Source organism: Canicola haemoglobinophilus (assembly GCF_002015075.1).
GTDB classification, from domain to species: Bacteria; Pseudomonadota; Gammaproteobacteria; order Enterobacterales; family Pasteurellaceae; genus Canicola; species Canicola haemoglobinophilus.
Genome location: NZ_MUXZ01000078.1, coordinates 1 through 5909, shown reverse-complemented (window position 1 = coordinate 5909; position 5909 = coordinate 1). Strand labels below are relative to the sequence as shown.

At 36.5% G+C, this 5909-nt stretch carries 6 protein-coding genes; 4 read left to right on the top strand and 2 right to left on the bottom strand.

Annotated features, from left to right (window positions below; translation table 11 throughout):
- Positions 1 to 125: 125 nt before the first annotated feature.
- Both fabR and oxyR read right to left on the bottom strand, forming a co-directional pair.
- Entirely contained in the window at positions 126 to 743 is a 618-nt protein-coding gene (gene fabR / locus B0186_RS11430) for an HTH-type transcriptional repressor FabR (protein WP_078219586.1), read from the bottom strand.
- Between the two features lie 8 nt (positions 744 to 751).
- Positions 752 to 1651 carry a DNA-binding transcriptional regulator OxyR gene (oxyR, locus tag B0186_RS11425; protein ID WP_078219585.1) on the bottom strand — a complete coding sequence of 300 codons (900 nt, stop codon included), beginning with the start codon at positions 1649 to 1651 and terminating at the stop codon, positions 752 to 754.
- 120 nt (positions 1652 to 1771) lie between these two features.
- Here oxyR and B0186_RS11420 point away from each other — a divergent pair, with 120 nt between their 5' ends.
- The 4 genes from B0186_RS11420 to B0186_RS11405 all read left to right on the top strand — a co-directional run.
- Positions 1772 to 2494 carry a glutathione peroxidase gene (locus tag B0186_RS11420; RefSeq protein ID WP_078219584.1) on the top strand — a complete coding sequence of 241 codons (723 nt, stop codon included), beginning with the start codon at positions 1772 to 1774 and terminating at the stop codon, positions 2492 to 2494.
- Positions 2495 to 2551: 57 nt separating this feature from the next.
- Positions 2552 to 4159 carry a DNA recombination protein RmuC gene (locus B0186_RS11415; RefSeq protein ID WP_078219583.1) on the top strand — a complete coding sequence of 536 codons (1608 nt, stop codon included), beginning with the start codon at positions 2552 to 2554 and terminating at the stop codon, positions 4157 to 4159.
- Positions 4160 to 4218: 59 nt separating this feature from the next.
- Positions 4219 to 5148, top strand: a complete 930-nt coding sequence (gene rfaD / locus B0186_RS11410; protein ID WP_078219582.1) for an ADP-glyceromanno-heptose 6-epimerase — start codon at positions 4219 to 4221, stop codon at positions 5146 to 5148.
- A 240-nt stretch (positions 5149 to 5388) separates the two neighbouring features.
- The coding region (locus B0186_RS11405) for a hypothetical protein (RefSeq protein WP_143411980.1) at positions 5389 to 5909 on the top strand (521 nt) is incomplete at its 3' end.

Genomic DNA, 5909 nt, shown 5'->3' with positions numbered 1-5909 from the left:
AAATTATGGGAGAGGCTCGTTAGCTGTGGTGAACGGCGAGCTTTACTCAAATTTATTGAATTCCCGAGATGTGCTGTATTCATTTAGTGACGACTTTGATAAAGAAGTTGAGGAGGAATATAAGTCTATTTACTCATTTTATTTGCTGTATAATCAGCTCCCTTAGCGAGCATTTTTAGTTGTAAAATGACCCGCTCTTTTAGCTGTTCACGTTCTTTTTTATTCATATCTAAAGCGTTTGCACCTGCTGTAAAAACTAAAGTTACAATACCTTCAGATTGAACATAGGCTATATCTTGTGGGTAGTTGTTTTTTTCAGATATATATTCAGCAAGTTCATCAATAAAATGTTTAATTTCTCTTGCGGCTGCAGTACGGAAAGATTGAGATGTTCCTGAGCTTTCTCGCAACAAAAGTCTAAATATATTTGGATTGTTGGTAATGAATTCAAAAAATGTCTCAACAGAAATACTGATGACACTTCCTCCATTAGCAATCCTTTTTCTAGCTTGTCGCATTAATTGACGTAGCATAAGCCCAGCTTGATCAACCATTTCCAAGCCTAATTCATCCATATCTTTGAAATGGCGATAGAAAGATGTGGGTGCAATGCCAGCCTCTCTTGCAACTTCTCGTAGACTCAAGTTGGAGAAACTTTTTTCTGCACTAAGTTGATTAAATGCTGCATCTATTAATGCTCGACGGGTTTTTTCCTTTTGTACTGCACGAGTGCCAGCTGCCATAGTCGCTCCTATTGATTTAGTAGAGGTTTTACTACATCACTAATTTTATTTGCTATACGTTCATATCTAACTCTCAATGGAGAACCTGGGCGATAAATTAGAGAAACTGTACGAGATGGTTCTGGATATATGCATGGGAGGTATTTTACCCCTTTCCTAGTACCTTCATTTAAAACAGCTAATTCAGGCATTAGAGTAATACCTGTATTGGCTGAAACCATGTTGCGTAATGTTTCTAAACTGGTTGCGCGAAAATGCTGATTCTCTTTTGCACCTGCTGTGAAACAATAACCTAGAGCTTGGCCTCTTAAACAATGTCCATCATCTAACATAAGCATTTCACAGCCTTTTAGTTTATCCATTTTAATAGATTGTTCTTGAGATAAGGGGTGTTTTTCTGACACGGCTAGTAGCATTCGTTCATTAAACATTGGCACTTCAATAAAAGATTCTGCTTCAGTGACAGATGCTAAAATGACGCAGTCTAAATGACCTGTTTCTAATTGTTCTAAAAGGTGCTGAGTTTGAGCCTCGTATAAAAATAGCTCTAAGTCAGGGAAGGATTGTTTTAAAGCGGGAACAATATAAGGTAATAAATAAGGTCCAATAGTTGGAATTACGCCTATATGTAGTGGCCCAGTCATTTCTTTACCTTGATTACTCGCCATTTCTTTTAAGAGTTTTACTTCTCGTAAAACTGTTTTGGCTTGATCGACTAAAAGTAATCCTGATTGGGTAAATAAAACTTTACGGCTTGTTCTTTCTAATAATATAATCCCTAACTCATCTTCTAACTTTCTTATTTGTCCACTTAATGTGGGCTGGCTTACATGGCATGCATCGGCAGCACGACGAAAATGTTTATGTTCAGCTAAAGAAACTAGATACTTAAGATCTCGGATATTCATTTACACACCTATTATAGAAAGTAACGATTAAATAACTGATTTTTGATTGTTATAAACTATAACATGGTTTTAATATAAATCATATTTTTTTATCAACTAATCTTTATGGGAGAAAGGATTATGACAATGGAAGGAAAAAAAGTTCCTCAAGTAACATTCCGTACACGCCAAGGTGATCAATGGGTTGATATTACAACTGCTGAGTTATTTGATAATAAAACAGTTGTATTATTTTCTTTACCAGGCGCTTTCACTCCGACTTGTTCATCAACACATTTACCTCGTTATAATGAGCTAGCTTGCGAATTCAAAGCATTAGGTGTAGATGATATTATTTGTATGTCTGTTAACGATACATTCGTTATGAATGCATGGAAAGCAGATCAAGAAAGCGAAAATGTTACAGTTATTCCTGATGGTAATGGTGAGTTTACTGATGGCATGGGAATGCTTGTAGATAAAGCTGATCTTGGTTTTGGTAAACGCTCTTGGCGTTATTCTATGCTAGTGAAAAACGGCATTGTTGAGAAAATGTTTATTGAGCCGCAAGAGCCAGGCGATCCATTTAAAGTATCTGATGCAGATACAATGATTAAATATTTAAATCCAAATTGGACAGCAAAACCTTCAGTTTCAATTATCACAAAACCTGGTTGCCCATTCTGTGCAAAAGCAAAAGCGCTATTGAAAGAAAAAGGTTATGCTTTTGAAGAGATCGTTTTAGGACGTGATGCAAGTACGATTTCTGTTCGCGCGATTACTGGTAAAACAAGCGTGCCACAAGTCTTCATTGGTGGTAAATATATTGGCGGAAGTGATGATTTAGCGCAGTATTTTGCATAATTCTAGCTAGATAAAAAAGGGCTTTTTAGCCCTTTTTATATTTCATAAGGAAACCCCATGCTATCAGTTGAAAATCCTGTTTTTATTACCGCACTTTTATTTCTTATCATTTGTATCATTTTGCTTTTTATGCTTGCTCGCAAAAAAAGAGATGTGCAGGAATTGCAACAAGATTTAAATAAAAATATCAATGATTTCAATCAATTGCTTGCCAAGTATGAGAGTTTAGCAGAAGCAAAAAATCAACTTGAGCAACAAGTTGTCAAGGCTCAAACACTGGTTGAAAGTAGCCAAATTCGCTTGGCTGAGCGTGATGAAAAAATCCAATATTTGCAAAAAGAATTAGATGAAGAACAAATGCGAGCGGAGCAAATTGCCCAGCAAATCACAGGATTGAAAGAGCGCTTTGGTGTAGCAAGTGCGCAGGCGGAAAGTTTGCAGCAACAATTAAATCAAAGTCGTACAGAAAAAGAAGGGCGAGAGCGTGCATGGTTAGATTTAAATCAAAAACATACCGCACTTCAACAAGAATTAACGGAACTTAAAGTCACTTTAAGTGAAAAAGAAAAGAATTTTGTGGAGCAGCAACAGAATTTTGTGCAATCCAAACAACAACTTAGTGTTGAGTTTCAAAATCTGGCAAATCAAATTTTAGAAGAAAAAAGCCAGCGCTTTAATCAAACTAATCAACAAACCTTAGATAGCTTATTGAAACCGTTTCGTGAACAAATTGAGGGTTTTCAAAAACGTGTCAATGAAATTCATTCTGAGTCTTTGAAAGGTAACGCCAATCTTGAAAGTGAAATTAAAAAAGTGCTGGATATTGGTTTGGCTATGTCAAAAGATGCCAATAATTTGACTTCAGCGTTAAAAGGCGAGAAGAAAACCTTGGGGAATTGGGGTGAGGTTCAGTTAGAACGTACATTGCAGATGGCAGGCTTAATTGAGAATGAACATTATAGTGCACAAGCCCATTTTAAAAATGATCAAGGCAAGCCTAACTATCCTGATTTTATTTTGCATTTACCAGACAATAAGCACTTGATTATTGACAGTAAAATGTCTTTGGTCGCCTATGAAAGTGCGGTCAATTCTGAGGATGAAAATCAGCGTAAGCTAGGTTTGCAAGAGCATGTGAAAGCCTTAAAAAATCATATCGACGACTTATCACGCAAGGATTACAGCAATTTGATTGGTATGCGTAGCCCAAATTTTGTGTTGATGTTTGTTGCACTTGAGCCAGCTTATATTGAAGCAATGAAATATGACGCGGGGCTATTTAACTATGGCTATGAAAAGAATGTAATTTTAGTTTCTCATACCACATTAATGCCGATTTTACGTACCGTAGCAAATTTATGGCGTATTGAACGAGGCAACCTTGAAGCCAAAGAAATTAGTGCAAAAGCGGGGGAAATTTATAATCAAGTTTGTGTAGTGGCAGAACGTTTGAATAAATTGGGCAACAGTTTGTCTGCAGTAAGTAGTCACTATAACAGCACTGTGACTGCGCTTGTGGGGCAACAAGGCTTGGTGGGCAAAGTAGAACGCTTTAAAGATTTATCTGCGAAAGCGAATAAGACCATGCCAGAGATTGATTTGCTACATAATGATGTCAATGTTGAGAAGTTAGTTGCCATTCGAGTAGATAACGAAGAGAAATAAGATTTTTAGGCAAAAATCTTTTAGAATAAGCAAAATTTTGACAACAGAGGAAACGAATTATGATTATTGTCACAGGTGGTGCAGGATTAATTGGTAGCAATATCGTCAAAGCATTAAACGATATGGGACGCCGAGATATTTTGGTGGTAGACAACCTTACCGATGGTACAAAATTTGTCAATTTAGTGGATTTAGATATTGCAGATTATTGTGATAAAGAAGATTTTATTGCCTCTATCGTTGCAGGCGATGATTTCGGTGATATTGATGCGATTTTCCATCAAGGTGCTTGTTCGGCAACAACGGAATGGAATGGTAAATATTTAATGCAAAACAACTACGAATATTCAAAAGAGTTATTGCATTATTGTTTAGAACGTGAAATTCCTTTCTTTTATGCTTCAAGTGCGGCGACTTATGGCGATAAAACGGATTTTATTGAAGGGCGTGAATTTGAAGGACCATTGAATGTGTATGGCTATTCAAAATTCTTATTTGATGAATATGTACGTCAAATTCTGCCAGAAGCAAATTCGCCAGTGTGCGGTTTTAAATATTTCAATGTTTATGGTCCTCGTGAGCAACATAAAGGCTCAATGGCAAGTGTGGCATTTCATTTGAACAACCAAATGTTGAAGGGCGAAAATCCGAAATTATTTGCTGGTTCAGAACATTTCTTGCGTGATTTTGTTTATGTGGGCGATGTGGCAAAAGTGAATTTATGGGCATGGCAAAATGGCATTTCTGGTATTTATAACTGCGGTACAGGTAAAGCGGAAAGTTTTGAAGAAGTGGCGAAAGCTGTGGTGAAATATCATGGCAAAGGCGAAATTGAAACTATCCCATTCCCAGAACATTTAAAATCTCGTTATCAAGAATATACTCAAGCCAATTTAACTAAATTGCGTGAAGCTGGCTATCAAAATGAGTTTAAATCCGTAGCGGAAGGCGTAGCAGAATATATGCAATGGCTAAATCGTAAGGCATGATTTAGCGAGGAAATCCGATAGCGCCAGCGACACTCCGATAGCGCCAGTGTCCCCACTGGTGCTTTGTTTTTTGCCGCAAAGTGCGGTGGTAATTTGGAAGGATGCATAAATTGACATAAAAACAGATAAAATATAGAATCCGAGCCGATTATTTTTAATCTAAATAAATTAAAAAAGTGGTAAGTTGTTTTTAATAAAAACAACTGTGAGAATCTGAGACTTCATTTAATATAAAGTTGAATGGCATCGAATACAAAAATAAAAGGAGAACTTGTTATAAAAACAAATTTTAAATTATTAGCTTTAACAGCGGCCGTGGGAGTTGCGTTAAGCGGCGTGGCAGTGGCTAAAAGTGTGGATACTGATATAGCTAAAGCTGGCACTGGCAACAGTTATACAAAAATTTTTGAGAAGGCAGGTAAAGAACTACAAGACTTGGCTGATAGAAGCAAACAAAATGAAGAAGATATAGCTGAGTTACAAAATGCTATGGACGAGGTAGAAAACGTTGCAGCTGAGAATACACTTCTTAAAGAATATGTAGATATTTCAATCGCCTCAATTCAGAGTGACAATGATGCCATATTTAAGAATTTCTATAGCAATTTAGATGCTTTAAGATCGCAAGTGAATAATCTAGATCCTACAAAAGTTTCAGAAATGGTTGGTCAAGCTGATTCTAGATTGAGTGTTGCTGAAAATGATATTTTAGGGTTACAAGGTGATGTTGAGAAAAACCTTGGATATATCGCTAAAAATGA

Excerpts from the sequence above, each read along its gene's own strand:
- fabR (WP_078219586.1), bottom strand. The coding sequence starts at position 743 with ATGGCAGCTGGCACTCGTGCAGTACAAAAGGAAAAAACCCGTCGAGCA.
- oxyR (WP_078219585.1), bottom strand. The coding sequence starts at position 1,651 with ATGAATATCCGAGATCTTAAGTATCTAGTTTCTTTAGCTGAACATAAA.
- B0186_RS11420 (WP_078219584.1), top strand. The coding sequence starts at position 1,772 with ATGACAATGGAAGGAAAAAAAGTTCCTCAAGTAACATTCCGTACACGC.
- B0186_RS11415 (WP_078219583.1), top strand. The coding sequence starts at position 2,552 with ATGCTATCAGTTGAAAATCCTGTTTTTATTACCGCACTTTTATTTCTT.
- rfaD (WP_078219582.1), top strand. The coding sequence starts at position 4,219 with ATGATTATTGTCACAGGTGGTGCAGGATTAATTGGTAGCAATATCGTC.